Raw genomic sequence first — 14191 nt, forward strand, 5'->3', positions numbered from 1 at the left:
GAGCATAAAGAGACGTCCTTCTCTTCTACCATCGAAAAAACTCATAAAAAATCTTGACCTGTATATTTAAAATGTGAAAGCAAATTGCTGACTCATAAACACCCCTATTCCAGCAAAGGCGAGATAAGGACCAAAAGAAATAGTGAGGTTATTTTTATTTGAATTATTTACGGCGAAATAACCGACAATACCGCTTAACGCTGCCGCCAGTTCAATGGAGGGCAACGCCTGCCAGCCGCACCAGGCGCCCAGCGCCGCCAGTAGCTTAAAATCCCCGTAACCCAGACCTTCTCGTCCCGTGATCAGACGAAAAGCCCAGTAGAGTAGCCAGAGCGACAGATAGCCCGCCACTGCGCCGAACAGCGCATCGCGTAGCGGCAACGTGTGGTCAAACGCATGGAGCACTAACCCCGCCCACAGCAGCGGCTGGGTCAGGCAGTCCGGAAGCAGCTGGTGCTGCCAGTCGATCATGGCCAGCGGCAGTAAAAAAGCCGCCAGTAACCACAAAGAGAACAGCGCCTGAACGTCCGGCATGCACCAGGCCGTGATGCCAAAAAACAAGGCGTAGATCAGTTCGACCAGAAAGAGTCGCAGCGGGATCGCGCTGCCGCACTGGTGGCAGCGCCCCCGTAATAACAGCCAGCTGAGCAGCGGGATGTTTTCCCACGCGGCAAGCGCGTGCTGGCACACCGGACAGTGCGAGGCCGGAAAGAGCAGATTGCCACTCCCCTCCTCATCCATCACCATTCCCGGTACGCGCTCGGCGACAACGCCTAGAAAACTGCCCACAATGCCGCCCAGGATCGCACTCATTATCGGGAACCCTACCGGGCAGGCGTCCCGCATCAGCGAAAAGGTATTCATGCGTTTCTTGACCAGGTGAGCTGCACCTGCGCTTTCACGTCGCTGAGGTGGTCCACCGGCGTGAGGTTTATTTTTTGCAGTCTCACGCCGGAGGTCTGATTAATTTCACGCAGCCAGCTTTTTAATTCATAAACATTCACCCGATTCACCACGAACGATAAAGTTTGCCCCTCCTGGCGCACATCCTTCAGTGAAAGGTTAATTTCATGGGCGCTATTCTCGACCACCGTACGCGGATTATTCGTTTTGACTATCTGGACCTGAAGATGATTTTTATCAATTTCACTGCGCATCCAGTTAAGCGTCTCTTTTTGTCTTTTAAGCGTCGATTTACTATTTTGAATCATATTATCCAGGGGGATCACTCCCGTGTAATACACCGCTGCCCCCACAATGGCAACGGCACATATTTTTAAAATAATTTTTTCCCGGGCGCTGTAATTCTGATAGCGTGATTTCAGCTGCGCGATTCGCTCTTTCATTTATGTTTCCCTGCGATCATGGCGGTATACGGTTCGGTTGTTGAAACAGGCTGTAAGGTAAAATCAAAATTCTCACTGGTCTGGTTAACAAACGCCTGCAACGCGGGCTGGTTTTGCGCGCTGACGCTCAGCGTCAGGGTGTTTTGCTGCGCATCGTACTCCAGCAGATCGATCTCCATCGCAGGAACTGACTGCCGGGCGTTCTCCAGCTCATCAAGCTGAAGAAAGAATCCCTTGCTCTGTTTTTTCAGGCTTTGACCAAAGTGATATTTGATATTGGTCTGCTGGCGCATGCTGGGGAAATGGTGCTGATAAACCTGGACGATCTCCTCCTGCACCCGATTTTCCTGCTGCACAAGCATCCAGGCCATTGCAATGCGTGGCCCCAGCAGCAGAGCAACAGACAGCACGCCCGCCGCCACCATCGCGGCTTTCATACTTTTCGCCGCCCGCCCATTACCGGCCTTAAGGCTGAATTCACCGTGAAGCAGGTTAACGCGGCAGGTTTGCCACTGCGGCTGAATCAGTGCCAGCGGATGCTGCCAGGCATGCTGCACGTCAACGTGCACCTTCGCAGGCGCATCGCCGTAACACCACACTTCCCCGACCCCGGCTTTCTGCATTAACAGCGGCAGCAGGGTTGCCTCCATTTCACCCGCCACATGGGGCGATAAACGCAGCCAGTAGCTATCATCCTGTGCGACCAGCGTGCTGCCCCCTGTCGTCACGGGCAGCAGCCAGGCATCAGGCAGGGCCTGAATCACGTTTAATCCGGCCTCCTGACAGCGGGTTAATGCCGCACGCAGGCGGTCGGCGTCAATGGCCACGGCGTCGACGTCGGCGCCTTTTTTGTGGAGTACCGTCCAGTGGAGGTTGTCCACGTCGCCAATCAGCGTCTCTTCCGCCATCCACGAGAAGGCCATCGCCTGAGAAGTCATCTTTTTCGGCAGCGTAAAATGGCGGAAAATCATGTCGCTGGCGGGCAACAGGAGACAAACGCGCGTAGCCAGGGGGTGTTCGGCCAGCATCTCCAGGCTGTCGACCACCTCGTCGCGCTCGCTGCCGGACTCACACCACATTATTTTCCCGCCCTCGCGGCTGTCGGGACGAACAAAAAGTACCTGTTTCATAACGTTCTACTTTTCTTATTCAATCATTCGGTAACGACGCTGCCACGTCACGATCTCACCGGCTTCGTTATTCACCTGAAGCTGGCTGACCACGCGAAGCGTTAATTCATCGGTATTGCCGGTGTAATTCACGCGGAAGTACCGGCTGTTTATAGAAAATTGATCCGCCACCTGCGGGAGATCGTCTTTTAACTGCGGGAAGGCCTGCTCCAGCGCTTTGCTGAACGCTTCCATATTTTCCCAGCCCGATTCCGGACGCGCATCCAGCAGGCGAACGACGTCATCCCGCGTCAGTTTTCCGGGGAACATGGCCGCCAGCACGGCGGCCTGTTCCGGTTGCAGGGTGTTGACATCGACCTTGCTGGCAGCGTCCGGCAGCGCGCATAACAGCTTGCTCACCTTCGGATACGCCGTAACAGGGAACGCCGGCAGCAGTTTGATTTCCGCGATGCTGCGCATCATCTGATTTGCCGGTTGCCGCGCTGGCACGACGCCAGCCCACGCATCGCTTTCGGCGCCCTCCTTCGCCGTGGTGCTGTCACCATCGAGATAATCCACCAGCTGGAAATAGACCGCCTCCGCCGTGCCCGGGCTGAGGCCGCTTTCCGTCAGAAGTTGTTCAACAATCCGCGCTTTACGCGGTGTTTCCGCCACCGCGGGAGCGCTTTGCCCCTGGGGTGCGATGTCGGCGGTCAACAGGTTATTGACGTTAAAGCAGTCCTGCGCATCTTCCACCTGGCTCACGACCGTATAGTCCTCACCCTGCGTCTCCAGCGGCTGATGCCAGTCGCCGTCCAGGGCCAGCGGCTTGCTCTCGCCGCTGGCGTCGGTCTGTAACCGGTCCTTCACCACTTTTTCCTGGGTCTGCATCGCCCAGCGCAGCTGCTGCTGGCTTACCTGATAATGCGTTTTCTGCAAATTACGGCAGAACTGCTGGCTGATTTTGGCGGCCAGCGCCGACATCATCACCAGCAAAATCAGCACCACCAGCAGGGCGACGCCCTGTTGTTGACGGATCCGTTTCATGGTCTGGTCTCCGGCGAAGGCGCTGGCGCAGGGGCTGCGTCCGGGGTCGGCGCAGGCGCGTCGGCGGCTTTCTCTGGCGCTGCGGCAGCGGCCACCTCCGGCATATCACCCGGTGTAGTGAACACCCAGCGCCAGGTATCCCCGTTTTCCATCGTCAACGTAACCTCCACGCCGTCCGGCAGATGGGCGGCGTCGTGCCAGGCGGTCAGCCAGCCCTGACGATAAAACCGCCACTGCAATGATTTTACGCCGCTGACAATCGGCACCTCGTCAGGCTTAACGTCCGCCGGGCCGTCAATGACCGGCCAGACGTCGCGATACAAACGCCCCTCTTCCAGCCGCCAGCGCACGCGCTCCAGCTGGACCGTTCCGCTCACGCCATTCAGGGTGGTCAGTTCAAGAGCATCGCCCTCCTGACGAAACAGCTCCGGCTCATTACGCGGGGCGCGCGCCTGAAGCTGGAAAAAATCACGCTCCATCAGACTCCAGGCGCGCTGAAGCTGGTTGAGCTTTGCGGCGCTGGCATCGGTGGCCGAGCTGGTACGCATCGCGCCGTCCAGAATTTGCCAGGCCAGGGTGCTGATCACCGCGAAGATAGTCAGCGCAATCATGATCTCCAGCAGGGTAAATCCGCGCTGGCGTCGCGTTTTCTTCACTTGCTCTCTCCCGGCGGAATGATGCGCAGGGAGATAACCGGCTGGCTCTCATCGCTTTCCGCATATACGCGTAGGGTATTCGCCCAGACGTTGTCGGCGGTTTTCACCCGCTGCTTACGCCAGTTCCAGCTGCGCCCGCCCATGATTTCCGTCCCCTGCTGTTCAGCATCCGGGAAGTCGGTTCGGGTGAGCTGTGCTTCCGCCAGCTGATTTTCCGCCACCCAACTGGCCTGCAAGGTATCGGCCAGGCCATGGGTAAAACGCACGTTCAGGGAGACCGAGTTCATCAGTGCCAGCGCGGCGGTGGAGAAAATCACCAGAGCGACCATCACCTCCAGCAGCGTCATCCCCTTTTGCTTTTTGTTGCCGTTAGCCATCGTTTTCTACCGATACCGGCGCCGCGCCCTGCGACACCACGCGGAAATGGTGCTGTTTGTCGTAACTTTGCAGCGTCAGCGTAAAGCGGCTGATTTCACCGTCCGGTAGAAAGATCACCTGCGGCTCGGAGGTCACCGTCGCGGCCAGACGCTGCGGCGAAAGCGACACATGCATCTCTTCCGGAAAATCACCTTTGGTGGTAATGCGTCCGGCAGATAATGGCATCCAGTGCCGCTCGCCATTTTTATCGGCGATCGTCACCAGCTGATATTTATCGGTGGCGATCACCAGCCCGACAATATTTCCGTCCATCACCGCACGGTCTGAACCATAATCAACGAGCGCTTTTAATTGCTGGCCAAATATATCCGCGCCGCTGCGCGAAGGAATGGTGGACACCACCATCATGGCGCAGCTGGCAAATATCACCAGCGCCAGAATAATTTCCAGCAACGTAAAGCCGCGTTGATTTTTCATTATTTCTCTTTCTTATCCAGAGACCAGTTGGTAATGTCATCGGCGGTATTGGCTTCGCCGTCCGGATCGGCTGAGAAGACGTCCACCGCGCCGTGTTCACCCGGGCTCACCAGAAGATAATCATTGCCCCAGGGGTCCTGCGGCAGGCGACGGATATAGCCGTCCGTGCGGTAGCCGTTCGGGATTGGCGCGATTTCAGGTTTGGTCACCAGCGCCTGCAAACCCTGCTCTGTGGTCGGGTAGCGGTGGTTATCCAGCTTGTACATATCCAGCGAGCCTTCGAGCGCGACAATATCGCTGGTTGCTTTTTGCGTATCGGCTTTTTCCTTATTGCCCATTAAATTTGGCACCACCATACTCGCCAGTACGCCGAGAATAACAATGACCACCATTAATTCGAGCAATGTAAAGCCCGCCTGGCGAGCCAGGTTTTTACGTTTTAAAGCCATGATTTAACCTACCATATTATTAAGTTGCAGAAGCGGTTGTAATATTGACAGCACGATGAATAAAACAATCGTCGCCATGGATACCACCAGCGCCGGTTCAAAGACCGACAGCGTTAATGTAATTCGATGTTGTAAGGCCGATTCCTGATTTTCCGCCGCGCGATCCATTAAATTACCTAATTCCCCGCTCTCTTCACCGGAGGCAATCATATACAGCATGGTGGGCGGGAATAATTTCGCCTGTTCCAGCGCCGCATACAGCGACGCCCCCTGGCGCACGGTGTCGGCGGCCTGCTCCAGCACCTGCCGGGCATAGCGGTTTTCAATACCGTCCATCGCGATATACATTCCCTCCAGCAGCGGCACGCTACTGGCCTGCAAAATGCTCAGGGTACGGATATAGCGGGCGCTGTTGATGACGCAGACCAGCTTTTTAATCGGCGAGCCGTTCACCAGCCAGCTGTGCCAGCGAAAACGGTTTTTGGCATTCCTCAGCCAGGTTTTGAAGCCGATAAAGCCGCCCCCCAGAATGCCCACAATATAAATGCCCCAGGCTTGCAGGAAATCACTGACCGCAATCAGCGTCCGGGTGGTGATCGGCAGCTGCTGCTTCATGTGGGTAAACTGCTCGATCACCTGCGGCACCACCGCCACCAGCAGGATGCTGATGACCGCGATGGCGACCACGGTGAGGGTTATCGGGTAGACCATTGCCTGCGTCAGCTTGCTTTTCATCTTCTGGCGCTGCTCGTTGTACTCCGCCAGCTTTTCCAGCACGTCGCCCAGGTGACCGGTTTTCTCCCCGGCCATCACCAGCGTGCAGTAAAGCTTGTCGAAGGTGCGCGGAAACTGGCTGAAGGCATCGAACAGGGTGTGGCCTTCCACCACCTTCTCGCGGATCTCCACCACCATCGCCGCCAGCTTTTTGTCTTCCGTCTGCTTCGAGATCGCTTTCAGCGCGCTCTCCAGCGGCAGCGCGGCGTTGACCAGCGTCGAAAGCTGACGGGTAAACATCGACAGCACCGGAGTAGAGAGCTTCACCCCGGTTTTCGCTTTCCCGCCAGCCGCCGTTTCGCGGGTTTCGGTGATGCTGACGGGCATCAGCTTTTGCTCGCGAAGCCACTGGCGAACCTGCTTCTGCCCCTCGGCCTGTAACGTCCCGCGCTGGGTTTTCCCCGCGGCATCCGTCGCCGTCCAGGCGTAGAAAGCCATTACGCATCCCCCCCACGTTCGGCGGTGACGCGCATGACCTCTTCCAGAGACGTCACGCCGCCGATCACCTTCAGCAGCCCGTTTTCACGCAGGCTGTAGGCCTGCTTAAAGAGCTGCGTTTCGAGGGACATTTCGTCCTTATCTTCATGGATGGCGCGGCGCATGGCGCTGTCCACCACCAGGAATTCATGGATACCGGCGCGGCCCTGATAGCCGCTCTGACGGCAGTGTTCGCACCCCACCGCGCGGTAAATCGCGTCTGGCGGCGCGGCCATAAAGCTGAACAGCGCTTTTTCATTGGCGTCCAGCGGACTGGTGGTCCGGCAGTGCGTACACAGCCGACGCACCAGACGCTGGGCAATGACACCGAGCAGCGATGAACCGATTAAGAAGGACTCCAGCCCCATATCCCGCAGACGGGTTATCGCCCCTGCGGCACTGTTGGTGTGCAGCGTCGACATCACCAGGTGACCGGTCAGCGACGCCTGCACCGCAATCTGGGCGGTCTCACCGTCGCGAATTTCCCCGATCATCACCACGTCCGGGTCCTGACGCAGAATGGCGCGCAGCCCGCGGGCAAAGGTCATGTCCACGCGCGGGTTAACCTGCGTCTGCCCCACCCCTTCCAGCTCGTACTCAATCGGGTCTTCCACGGTCAGAATGTTGCGTTCGTGGCCGTTCAGCGCCGAAAGAATGGCGTACAGCGTGGTACTTTTACCGGAACCCGTCGGGCCGGTAACGAGGATGATCCCGTGCGGGCGGTCGATCAGCCCTTTCAGCTTCTCCAGCTCTTCATCAATCAGCCCCAGCTTGTTGATGTCGGGCTTGAGATTGCTTTTATCGAGCAGGCGCATCACCACGCGCTCGCCGTACTGGGACGGAATGGTCGAGACGCGCACGTCGATGGCCTTGCGACCGATGCGCAGGGAGATACGGCCATCCTGCGGGAGGCGTTTCTCGGCGATGTCGAGTTTCGACATGACCTTGATACGCGACACCAGCAGCGGGGCGAGCTTACGCGCCGGTTGCAGCACCGGGCGCAGCACGCCGTCAACGCGAAAGCGTATGCTCAGGGTGCGCTCGAAGGTTTCGATATGAATATCCGACGCGCCGTCCTTCACCGCCTCGCCGAGAATGGCGTTGATCAGGCGGATCACCGGCGAGTTTTCATCGTTATCGAGCAAATCTTCGTTATCCGGGATCTCCTCGGTTAACGCCATCAGATCGATATCCGCGTCCATGTCGTCCACCAGCTGCTGCGACACGCCGCTGCTCTGCTGCCAGATTTTGGCCAGCATCTCGTCAAACGCTTCCGGCGCCAGGGTAACCGGGACAAACGTGCGTCCCAGCACCCGACGCACCTCCAGCAGCGCTAACGCCGGGGTGTCCTCACGGATATAGACGTCATTGTTGTAAAGCAGAACGCCGTTTTCTTTTGCGTAGTTGCTGCTACACAGGGTTTTAGTCAGTTCGTCCACGTTTCGCCTCCGCCTTACTCTTTAAACGGATTGCGTGCCGCGTGGGTTTTCACGGGTGCAGTGCTGGCGGCAGGAAACGCTGGCAGTACGGCGTTGTCGCTCGGCTCGACAATACCGAGCTTTTTCTCTTCCACGCGCTGCATCTGGCGCACCCGGATCTGATCATATTTCTCTTTCGAGGCTGCGCTGTAGTTGTCGTCGTCACGCAGGACGGTGGTATGAATAAACACCATCAGGTTGCGTTTGGAAGTATCCTGCGAGGTGTAGCGGAACAGCTGCCCGACCAGCGGGATATCGCCGAGCAGCGGCACTTTGGAGACCGACTGTTTGGTCACATTTTCCATCAGGCCGCCGAGCACCACCGTCTGGCCACTGTGGACCATCACTTCGTTATTGATCGTGCGCGTGTTGAAGGTTGGGCCGAGGCTGGAATCTTCCGTTGCGCTGTTGTCGACGCTGGATACTTCCTGCTCAATCTTCAGGTGGATCATGTCGCCATCGTTGATTTGCGGCACAATCTTCAGCTTGGTCCCCACGGTTTTACGCTCAACCGAGTTAAAGACGTTGTCGCCGCTGGTGGTTTGCGAACCGGAAAGCACCGGCACATCCTGACCGACGTTGAACGACGCTTCTTTATTATCCAGCGTGACCACGCTTGGCGTGGAGAGGATGTCGTTTTTACCGTCGGTGGAGAGCGCGGTCACCAGCGCACCGAAATCACCGTTAAAGAAGCCGGTCGCAAGGCCCGTGAAGCTCGCCCCTTTCATGGTGCCATTTTTAATCTGGCTGATTGGCAGGCCGGTAGCGCCAAACTGCACGCCGCCGTGCTTGCTGGTCCACTGCACGCCAAGATCCAGGCCGTTGCCGTCCTGCACTTCGGCAATGATCGCTTCCACCAGCACCTGCGGACGGCGAATATCCAGCTTGTCGATCACCTTCTCCAGGGAGTTCATCACGTTAGGCTGCGCGGTGATCACCAGGGAGTTGGTCGACTCGTCGGCGGTAATATTCAGGTCGGTTGAGGCGCTCGCGGTTTTCGCTTTGGCCGCGCCCGGCTTGTCTTTCAGCTGCTCGCCAATCCCCGTCAGCACCGGTACCACTTTGGTGGCGCTGGCATATTTGAGGTAGAAGACGCGGGTGTTCCCCTCGTTATTCTGCTCGCGATCCAGCTGATGGATAAGGGAACGGGTACGCGCCCGTGCATCTTCCGAGCCGCTGATCACCAGGCTATTGGTTTCGTCATCGGCCACCACCTTGGCCGCCAGCTGCGGCGCGTTCTGCCCTTTCTGCTCTTCGTTGTTGAGGTTGTTCAACATATCCGAAAGCTCTTTGGCAGAGGCAAAGCGCAGCGGGATGATTTCGCGGCGCTGAATACCGTCTTTATCGACGCGCTGAACCAGATCCACCAGTCGGTTCACCACCGAGGCTTTACCGGTTAACAGCAGGACGTTGGACGGCTCAAAGTGGACCACATTCCCGATGCCGGTGGCATCGTTGAGCTGACGCAGCAGCGGGGCCAGCTCGCGAACGGGTACGTTTTCCATGCGCACCACGCGGGTGATAATCTCGTCACCTTTGCCCGGGTTTTTGCTGTCTGCCAGCGGCGCACCGGCGGTACGCGCTACGCTTGAGCGCACCACTTTGACCATTCCGTTGTCCATCGGGATCACCGACAGGCCGTAGAGATCCAGCACGCTCAGGAAGAACTGGTAATACTCATCCTCCGTCAGCACGTTGTAGGTTCTGACCGAGACGGTTCCCTGGACGGACGGATCGACCAGAATAGTTTTGTTGAGATTGCGACCTACCGTATCGATAAACTCGCGAATATCAGTATTTTTAAAACTTGCGCTAAAGTTAGCTGCAAGCAGCGAACTGGAATATAACGACAATGCGGTCAGCGCCACGCACGCCCAGGGAAATTTTTTCATGTCTGCACACTTATTAATTGTTTAGAACATTAACCCGAATATTTTCAAGGTGAGCGTGACGTCGTACGATGACCTCCGCTTCTTTCATTTTCGACCAGTTGGCAATAATGCTTTTCGCTTTTGCTTCATCGGTCATATCGACAGAGTTAACCTGAATCGCCACATCGCCTTTTTCCAGACCTGACTGACTGTAAAAGGCGGAGGCATTCCTTGGGTTTATCCAGTAGCCTTCCAGCCGGCCTTTTTCAATGATGGGTTTTAACACCAGATAATCATCAAGATGCACACTCTCTGCGCCAGCATCTTTCGTCGTTTTTGTAACCGGGCCGCTCTCCACGCCCCCCTTAAAATAGTCCGGTTTATTTAACGCCAGTATCTGCGTAGCACCTTCATAATTAACCACCACATTATCTTTGTTTATTTCCTGAATAAATGCGTCGTTAAACCCGGCGAGCGGTTCACCCTCGCGGTAGCTTCGCTGGCCGCCCGGGGTTTTGATGACAGCGAAGGAGAGCCAGGCGTCATCACTGCGCACAATGCCTTCAATCTCCGCCGCCAGCGGGGATTTTGCCGCAGCCGATAAGTTCTCCTGACGGACGGCAGCCGTAAAAAGCGTGAAAGGTTTGTCTTCGCGCGGTTTTTTCAGCGGCTGTAGGTCAGAATTAGCAAACTTATTCGTAACTTTTTTATAATCTTTAAAGGTGAGATAGCCTTGCTGGCCGCAAAAAATGAGCAGCAAAAACATAATACAAGGCGTTATCCACCGTGACAGAAATGAGAACCTCATTTTTTATCCGGCCTATAGCAAAGCAAAAATAAGCAGCGTCATACTGCGCCAATATGGAGGAAAATAGTAATAAGCTGCTGCAAACGCGACCACTGACTTCGCCACCAACTTTCATAAAGAAAAATATTGACCATATAAATTCCAGATGTTAGGCGCAGCCGGCTGGATATTTTTACTCTGTCTGCAAATTGACCGCTCAGGGGCATTACCTTACTTTCTGCTGCTGTTGCTATTCCTAATCAGAGACGGTAAGTCGTTATGTATCAGAGCCACTTTAATTTTAACAATCCGCCATTCAGGACAATCACCCGTTTATCCGGTGATTTTCTGGTGCCTTATCATCAGGACGTGTTCAACCTGCTGAAAGAGAAAACCCAGCTGGCGGGAATTATCGGGCTTTTTTGCGACGACGCTCCGCTTCTGGGTCAGTTCATCGACGCGCTTAAAGCCAGCAACAATACCGTTCTTGCCATCAACGCGTTTCCCAAACTGAGTGCCAGTAGCCTGCTGTACAAACTCAACCCGGGAACGAAAGCGATTAAAGATCGCATGCAGGCAGTGGATGCCGTCCTGCGCCAGTGGCAGGAGGGGAAAGCGAAATCCAGAGTGCTGACGATCGCCCATGCCGAAGCCATGAAGGAGAGCTGCCGTGAAGTCCTGGGAACGCTGCTCACGCGCGCCCAGGAGCTGAACTTCCGGCTCGCCGTGGTACTGACGGGTACTGCGGATCAGGAGATCCTGCTAAAGCAACCTGAAATGCGCGAATATACGCACACGCATCATGCCCTGCGCCCCCTGACCTGCCGCGAATACCTGAGCTATGTTCAGGCCCAGTGCGAAGAACACGGCTGCGAAAACTCGCCGTTGCCGCCTGCCCGCGTGCGCAAAATGCACACGCTAACCAAAGGCAACATCAGCAAACTGAACGCGCTGGCGCACCTGTCAATGCTCGCCGCCTGGACGGAACGCGCGGCGCAGGTCAGCCCACGTCATTTACGTCTGGCGGCGGGAGAGATCCTGCCCGCCCAAAAACACGGTAAGCGCCTGGCGACCGTGGGGCTGTTTGCATCCGTGCTGTTTGCCGCCTGCGGCTGGTATTTGACCTCATCGATCGGCGCACGCCTGCCGATCCAGCTGCCGGTGCCCGTCAGCTGGAAACAGCAATCGCTAAAAGTCGAAGCGCCCGTAGTGCCGGTTATCGACAACGAAATAGTTAATCAGCCGGATGCGATGCATCAGTTGTATCTCATGTGGGGGTATGACGCCTCGGCCGAAGATGCGCTGTGCCAGAACGCCGCCAAAGTGAACCTGATGTGTAAACAGGGGAACGCGTCGCCGGAGACGCTGGCGCAGGAAGGGTATCCGTGGGTCAGTGAACTGAAAACCAGCGGCCATCTTAACTATGCGGTGGTCGCCAGGGTCGGGGACACGTCCATTGACCTGTTAATGAATAACCGGACCTGGCAGGTGAGCCGCAGCTGGTTTAACCGGCACGCGACCGGCAACTTCACCCAGCTGCACCGCCTGACACCGGAAGGTAAAGACGCGATCGGCGCGGCCAGCGACAGCAAAGATATGGCCTGGCTGGATCAGCAATTAAGCCTGGCGCTGAGCCAGCCCGAAACGCATGCCCGGATCTGGACCACAGAGATGATGAAACGCACCCGCGAGTTCCAGCAAAAAATGCATCTGCACGTGGATGGTATCCCCGGTGAAGATACGCTGATGCAGCTGATGCGCGTGACCAACAGCACGCCGGGCGTACTGATTCAGACCACCCGCACCACCCCGGACGCGAAAATGCAGGAGAAGAAAGCCTAATGTCGACCATCTGTCTTGCGGCCCAGCGCAGCTATACAACCGGGGAAGCGGTCTGGTTTTCGTACCGTCTCCCCAGCCTGAAAAACGTATTCGGCAAAACAGCGTTATGGCTGGTCGGGCTTTGCGTCATGCTGGTTGTCGGCCTGTATACGCACGTCTACTGGAACCTGCGCCACCCGGCGCCTGAACCGGTCAACGTCAGCGTTGCGAAACCGGAAACGCAGCTTTCGGATATGCATTACGTGTACGTGAGTAAACCGTTCCCGCATCCGCAGCCTAAAGCTGCGCCAGTGCCAGTTGATGTTCCATCGATGCAGGATCTGCCGATCAACAGTGATGATGGCGACTGGCAGCAGGCGCCCGACGGCGCGGTGCCACACGACGCCTCGCGGGATACCTTACCCGGGACCGAAGCGCATGAGCACGATAACGCTCCCGCCAGCACGGGCAGTGAAGAGTCATCATTAACGGAATTATTTAAGCAGGCGCTAAAAGAGCAGGAGCAGGATTATTCTCAAGGAAAAATTCCCGCGCCGCCGGTTGACGAAACGCAGGATAATTCACAAGCCAGTGTAAAAAACAGTGGAAATAGCCGTTCTCCTTTCAGTGAAAAAGGAGACGGCGGGAGCAGGTATTAATATTTTTCAGGCAGTGCGGTAAGGTTAAGCAGTCGACCTTTTTCCACCACAATATATTGACCCTTTTTCAGATCGGAGAGGATTTTAATAATAGTGCTACGTGCCAGGTTAGTGTATTCCTGAATGTAATCATAAACGTTAATATCACGCTGTTGTTGAACAATCAGGTCGTTAATCTCATATAAAAATTCGCGGACAACGGAATACGCACTGCGGGCAACCAGAACATCATCACGTTTGCTCAGCATGCAGATGTACCAGGAAAGGACTTTGGTCAGTTCTGGCCACAGATTTTTTTCGGTCATCAGCTGGGCGAAGACCTCTTTCTTGATCGAGCGAACAACCGTATTCGTCCGAACAAGGCCGTACATATGGGTGGCGCTGTAATACATTGACGACAGGCCGAAAATGCATTGCCCGGTGACGGTGAACATGCACAGTTCGTCAGATTCACGTCGAAATTCGACTTCACCGCTGACGATAATATGAATATAACCGGAATCAGAAGTGGAAATTTTCTGCCATTTTTTTAATGTTCTTTCTTCAACGCCTGAGGTTGCAGAAATGATCTTTTCCATTTCATGTTGCGGACGTAATTTTTTTCCATAGATGCTTAACATGGTTATACCCGATTTAAGATGTGATTTTTAAAAAGCATGGCAACGGCATTCATACCGAGCCATAAATATTTTTCCTGATGAAAACGTCAAGAATAAAAATAAAAGTGTGAAGATTTTTTATTCGCCAAATTACTTAGCGTGCTATATGTCCATCTTAAATCCGGATAATTTTAAGTCAATTAACTAAAAATGAAATGAGTTTGTACTTAAGATTAATCTGATAGAAACTTGCTAAAATATAC

Annotated in this window: 15 protein-coding genes; 2 read left to right on the top strand and 13 right to left on the bottom strand. The window is 55.5% G+C overall.

Annotated elements, in window-relative coordinates; translation table 11 throughout:
* Nucleotides 1-66 precede the first annotated feature (66 nt).
* The 12 genes from H2Z33_RS00155 to gspC are packed head-to-tail and all read right to left on the bottom strand — an operon-like array spanning nucleotide 67 to nucleotide 10828.
* Nucleotides 67-864, bottom strand: coding sequence for a prepilin peptidase (locus tag H2Z33_RS00155; protein ID WP_063134826.1), 798 nt, complete (start codon nucleotides 862-864; stop codon nucleotides 67-69).
* Entirely contained in the window at nucleotides 861-1346 is a 486-nt protein-coding gene (gene gspM / locus H2Z33_RS00160; RefSeq protein WP_063134825.1) for a type II secretion system protein GspM, read from the bottom strand. Before gspM ends, H2Z33_RS00155 begins: the two co-directional genes overlap by 4 nt.
* Entirely contained in the window at nucleotides 1343-2476 is a 1134-nt protein-coding gene (gspL, locus tag H2Z33_RS00165) for a type II secretion system protein GspL (protein ID WP_063134824.1), read from the bottom strand. The genes gspM and gspL overlap by 4 nt, the downstream gene beginning before the upstream one ends.
* Before the next feature lie 15 nt (nucleotides 2477-2491).
* Nucleotides 2492-3502 (bottom strand): type II secretion system minor pseudopilin GspK, encoded by a 1011-nt coding sequence (gspK, locus tag H2Z33_RS00170; protein ID WP_063134823.1) that lies wholly within the window; start codon nucleotides 3500-3502, stop codon nucleotides 2492-2494.
* Nucleotides 3499-4158: a type II secretion system minor pseudopilin GspJ gene (gene gspJ / locus H2Z33_RS00175; protein WP_033486325.1), complete on the bottom strand. Its 660-nt coding sequence runs from the start codon at nucleotides 4156-4158 to the stop codon at nucleotides 3499-3501. Before gspJ ends, gspK begins: the two co-directional genes overlap by 4 nt.
* Entirely contained in the window at nucleotides 4155-4535 is a 381-nt protein-coding gene (gene gspI, locus H2Z33_RS00180; protein ID WP_015571001.1) for a type II secretion system minor pseudopilin GspI, read from the bottom strand. Before gspI ends, gspJ begins: the two co-directional genes overlap by 4 nt.
* Entirely contained in the window at nucleotides 4528-5013 is a 486-nt protein-coding gene (gspH, locus tag H2Z33_RS00185; protein ID WP_063134822.1) for a type II secretion system minor pseudopilin GspH, read from the bottom strand. The genes gspI and gspH overlap by 8 nt, the downstream gene beginning before the upstream one ends.
* A complete protein-coding gene (gene gspG / locus H2Z33_RS00190) occupies nucleotides 5013-5462 on the bottom strand; it encodes a type II secretion system major pseudopilin GspG (protein WP_198091813.1) in 450 nt (149 codons plus the stop codon). Before gspG ends, gspH begins: the two co-directional genes overlap by 1 nt.
* 3 nt (nucleotides 5463-5465) lie before the next feature.
* Nucleotides 5466-6674 carry a type II secretion system inner membrane protein GspF gene (gspF, locus tag H2Z33_RS00195; RefSeq protein WP_033486326.1) on the bottom strand — a complete coding sequence of 403 codons (1209 nt, stop codon included), beginning with the start codon at nucleotides 6672-6674 and terminating at the stop codon, nucleotides 5466-5468.
* The gene (gene gspE, locus H2Z33_RS00200; RefSeq protein ID WP_047637458.1) at nucleotides 6674-8152 is read right to left on the bottom strand and encodes a type II secretion system ATPase GspE; all 1479 of its coding nucleotides are present in this window, start codon (nucleotides 8150-8152) and stop codon (nucleotides 6674-6676) included. The genes gspF and gspE overlap by 1 nt, the downstream gene beginning before the upstream one ends.
* Nucleotides 8153-8166: 14 nt before the next feature.
* Nucleotides 8167-10083 carry a type II secretion system secretin GspD gene (gene gspD, locus H2Z33_RS00205; protein WP_045341365.1) on the bottom strand — a complete coding sequence of 639 codons (1917 nt, stop codon included), beginning with the start codon at nucleotides 10081-10083 and terminating at the stop codon, nucleotides 8167-8169.
* Nucleotides 10084-10096: 13 nt separating this feature from the next.
* Nucleotides 10097-10828, bottom strand: coding sequence for a type II secretion system protein GspC (gene gspC, locus H2Z33_RS00210; RefSeq protein WP_032671235.1), 732 nt, complete (start codon nucleotides 10826-10828; stop codon nucleotides 10097-10099).
* Between the two features lie 300 nt (nucleotides 10829-11128).
* Here gspC and H2Z33_RS00215 point away from each other — a divergent pair, with 300 nt between their 5' ends.
* Nucleotides 11129-12691: an ExeA family protein gene (locus tag H2Z33_RS00215; RefSeq protein ID WP_063134821.1), complete on the top strand. Its 1563-nt coding sequence runs from the start codon at nucleotides 11129-11131 to the stop codon at nucleotides 12689-12691.
* Nucleotides 12691-13329 carry a hypothetical protein gene (locus tag H2Z33_RS00220; protein WP_063134820.1) on the top strand — a complete coding sequence of 213 codons (639 nt, stop codon included), beginning with the start codon at nucleotides 12691-12693 and terminating at the stop codon, nucleotides 13327-13329. The genes H2Z33_RS00215 and H2Z33_RS00220 overlap by 1 nt, the downstream gene beginning before the upstream one ends.
* On the opposite strand, the gene H2Z33_RS00225 is transcribed toward H2Z33_RS00220, so the two are convergent.
* On the bottom strand, nucleotides 13326-13949 hold the full coding sequence (locus H2Z33_RS00225; RefSeq protein ID WP_023303371.1) for a helix-turn-helix domain-containing protein: 624 nt from the start codon (nucleotides 13947-13949) through the stop codon (nucleotides 13326-13328). The two genes, H2Z33_RS00220 and H2Z33_RS00225, sit on opposite strands and share 4 nt — an antisense overlap.
* Nucleotides 13950-14191: the final 242 nt, after the last annotated feature.

Source organism: Enterobacter sp. YSU (genome assembly GCF_016082135.1).
In the GTDB taxonomy this organism is placed as follows: Bacteria; Pseudomonadota; Gammaproteobacteria; order Enterobacterales; family Enterobacteriaceae; genus Enterobacter; species Enterobacter hormaechei_C.

What these genes read in the sequence shown, in the direction of transcription:
- gspI (WP_015571001.1), bottom strand. Translation starts at nt 4,535, where the DNA reads ATGGCTAACGGCAACAAAAAGCAAAAGGGGATGACGCTGCTGGAGGTG.
- gspF (WP_033486326.1), bottom strand. Translation starts at nt 6,674, where the DNA reads ATGGCTTTCTACGCCTGGACGGCGACGGATGCCGCGGGGAAAACCCAG.
- H2Z33_RS00155 (WP_063134826.1), bottom strand. Translation starts at nt 864, where the DNA reads ATGAATACCTTTTCGCTGATGCGGGACGCCTGCCCGGTAGGGTTCCCG.
- H2Z33_RS00215 (WP_063134821.1), top strand. Translation starts at nt 11,129, where the DNA reads ATGTATCAGAGCCACTTTAATTTTAACAATCCGCCATTCAGGACAATC.
- H2Z33_RS00225 (WP_023303371.1), bottom strand. Translation starts at nt 13,949, where the DNA reads ATGTTAAGCATCTATGGAAAAAAATTACGTCCGCAACATGAAATGGAA.
- gspK (WP_063134823.1), bottom strand. Translation starts at nt 3,502, where the DNA reads ATGAAACGGATCCGTCAACAACAGGGCGTCGCCCTGCTGGTGGTGCTG.
- gspH (WP_063134822.1), bottom strand. Translation starts at nt 5,013, where the DNA reads ATGAAAAATCAACGCGGCTTTACGTTGCTGGAAATTATTCTGGCGCTG.
- gspM (WP_063134825.1), bottom strand. Translation starts at nt 1,346, where the DNA reads ATGAAAGAGCGAATCGCGCAGCTGAAATCACGCTATCAGAATTACAGC.
- gspD (WP_045341365.1), bottom strand. Translation starts at nt 10,083, where the DNA reads ATGAAAAAATTTCCCTGGGCGTGCGTGGCGCTGACCGCATTGTCGTTA.
- gspL (WP_063134824.1), bottom strand. Translation starts at nt 2,476, where the DNA reads ATGAAACAGGTACTTTTTGTTCGTCCCGACAGCCGCGAGGGCGGGAAA.
- H2Z33_RS00220 (WP_063134820.1), top strand. Translation starts at nt 12,691, where the DNA reads ATGTCGACCATCTGTCTTGCGGCCCAGCGCAGCTATACAACCGGGGAA.
- gspG (WP_198091813.1), bottom strand. Translation starts at nt 5,462, where the DNA reads ATGGCTTTAAAACGTAAAAACCTGGCTCGCCAGGCGGGCTTTACATTG.
- gspC (WP_032671235.1), bottom strand. Translation starts at nt 10,828, where the DNA reads ATGTTTTTGCTGCTCATTTTTTGCGGCCAGCAAGGCTATCTCACCTTT.